This is a genomic window from Rhodococcus sp. T2V (genome assembly GCF_029269925.1).
Lineage (GTDB): Bacteria > Actinomycetota > Actinomycetes > Mycobacteriales > Mycobacteriaceae > Rhodococcus_F > Rhodococcus_F koreensis.
The window spans coordinates 1-2,248 of record NZ_JARJBD010000248.1 but is presented as its reverse complement, the minus strand read 5'-3'; the positions used below and the strand labels follow the sequence as shown (position 1 = coordinate 2,248).

The following is a 2,248-nucleotide window of genomic DNA, read 5'->3' as shown; positions in this document are numbered from 1 at the left end:
ACTGCTGCTGGTGTTTTGCTTCCGTCAGCGCTGGATGCGGCGTGCGGTCGGCAAAGACCAGACCGTTCATACAGAACTGGCGATCGTTCGGCGTATCGCCAAAATCACCGCCGTAAGCCGACCACGGGTTGCCGTTTTCATCATATTTAATCAGCGACTGATCCACCCAGTCCCAGACGAAGCCGCCCTGTAAACGGGGATACTGACGAAACGCCTGCCAGTATTTAGCGAAACCGCCAAGACTGTTACCCATCGCGTGGGCGTATTCGCAAAGGATCAGCGGGCGCGTCTCTCCAGGTAGCGAAAGCCATTTTTTGATGGACCATTTCGGCACAGCCGGGAAGGGCTGGTCTTCATCCACGCGCGCGTACATCGGGCAAATAATATCGGTGGCCGTGGTGTCGGCTCCGCCGCCTTCATACTGCACCGGGCGGGAAGGATCGACAGATTTGATCCAGCGATACAGCGCGTCGTGATTAGCGCCGTGGCCTGATTCATTCCCCAGCGACCAGATGATCACACTCGGGTGATTACGATCGCGCTGCACCATTCGCGTTACGCGTTCGCTCATCGCCGGTAGCCAGCGCGGATCATCGGTCAGACGATTCATTGGCACCATGCCGTGGGTTTCAATATTGGCTTCATCCACCACATACAGGCCGTAGCGGTCGCACAGCGTGTACCACAGCGGATGGTTCGGATAATGCGAACAGCGCACGGCGTTAAAGTTGTTCTGCTTCATCAGCAGAATATCCTGCACCATCGTCTGCTCATCCATGACCTGACCATGCTGAGGATGATGCTCGTGACGGTTAACGCCTCGAATCAGCAACGGCTTGCCGTTCAGCAGCAGCAGACCATTTTCAATCCGCACCTCGCGGAAACCGACATCGCAGGCTTCTGCTTCAATCAGCGTGCCGTCGGCGGTGTGCAGTTCAACCACCGCACGATAGAGATTCGGGATTTCGGCGCTCCACAGTTTCGGGTTTTCGACGTTCAGATGTAGTGTGACGCGATCGGCATAACCACCACGCTCATCGATAATTTCACCGCCGAAAGGCGCGGTGCCGCTGGCGACCTGCGTTTCACCCTGCCATAAAGAAACTGTTACCCGTAGGTAGTCACGCAACTCGCCGCACATCTGAACTTCAGCCTCCAGTACAGCGCGGCTGAAATCATCATTAAAGCGAGTGGCAACATGGAAATCGCTGATTTGTGTAGTCGGTTTATGCAGCAACGAGACGTCACGGAAAATGCCGCTCATCCGCCACATATCCTGATCTTCCAGATAACTGCCGTCACTCCAGCGCAGCACCATCACCGCGAGGCGGTTTTCTCCGGCGCGTAAAAATGCGCTCAGGTCAAATTCAGACGGCAAACGACTGTCCTGGCCGTAACCGACCCAGCGCCCGTTGCACCACAGATGAAACGCCGAGTTAACGCCATCAAAAATAATTCGCGTCTGGCCTTCCTGTAGCCAGCTTTCATCAACATTAAATGTGAGCGAGTAACAACCCGTCGAATTCTCCGTGGGAACAAACGGCGGATTGACCGTAATGGGATAGGTCACGTTGGTGTAGATGGGCGCATCGTAACCGTGCATCTGCCAGTTTGAGGGGACGACGACAGTATCGGCCTCAGGAAGATCGCACTCCAGCCAGCTTTCCGGCACCGCTTCTGGTGCCGGAAACCAGGCAAAGCGCCCTTCCCAACAGTTGGCTAGCAACGCGGCTTCTTCGTGACCAAAAAACGTTATGCGGTGATTGATGAAGAAGGCAAAGTTATTACCCGTGGCCTGGAAATTGTGCGTCGTGATTGGAGCGAAATCGCCAAAGAAACCCAGGCGCGTGTGCTGGAAACCATTCTGAAACATGGTGATGTGGAAGAAGCGGTGCGTATTGTTAAAGAAGTGATCCAGAAACTGGCCAACTATGAAATTCCGCCGGAAAAACTGGCCATCTACGAACAAATTACCCGTCCGCTGCATGAATATAAAGCGATTGGCCCGCATGTGGCGGTGGCGAAAAAACTGGCCGCGAAAGGCGTGAAAATTAAACCGGGCATGGTGATTGGCTATATTGTGCTGCGTGGTGATGGCCCGATTAGCAACCGTGCGATTCTGGCCGAAGAATACGATCCGAAAAAACATAAATATGATGCGGAATACTATATCGAAAACCAGGTGCTGCCGGCGGTGCTGCGTATTCTGGAAGGCTTTGGCTATCGTAAAGAAGATCTGCGCTATCAG

Annotated in this window: 2 pseudogenes; one reads left to right on the top strand and one right to left on the bottom strand. The window is 54.1% G+C overall.

Annotated elements, in window-relative coordinates:
• Window positions 1–1,702: pseudogene (lacZ, locus tag P3H15_RS53625) on the bottom strand (beta-galactosidase); the annotation flags it as partial.
• 21 nt (window positions 1,703–1,723) lie between these two features.
• Between lacZ and P3H15_RS53620 the strand changes: the two are divergent.
• Window positions 1,724–2,248, top strand: a pseudogene (locus P3H15_RS53620) (DNA polymerase domain-containing protein); the annotation flags it as partial.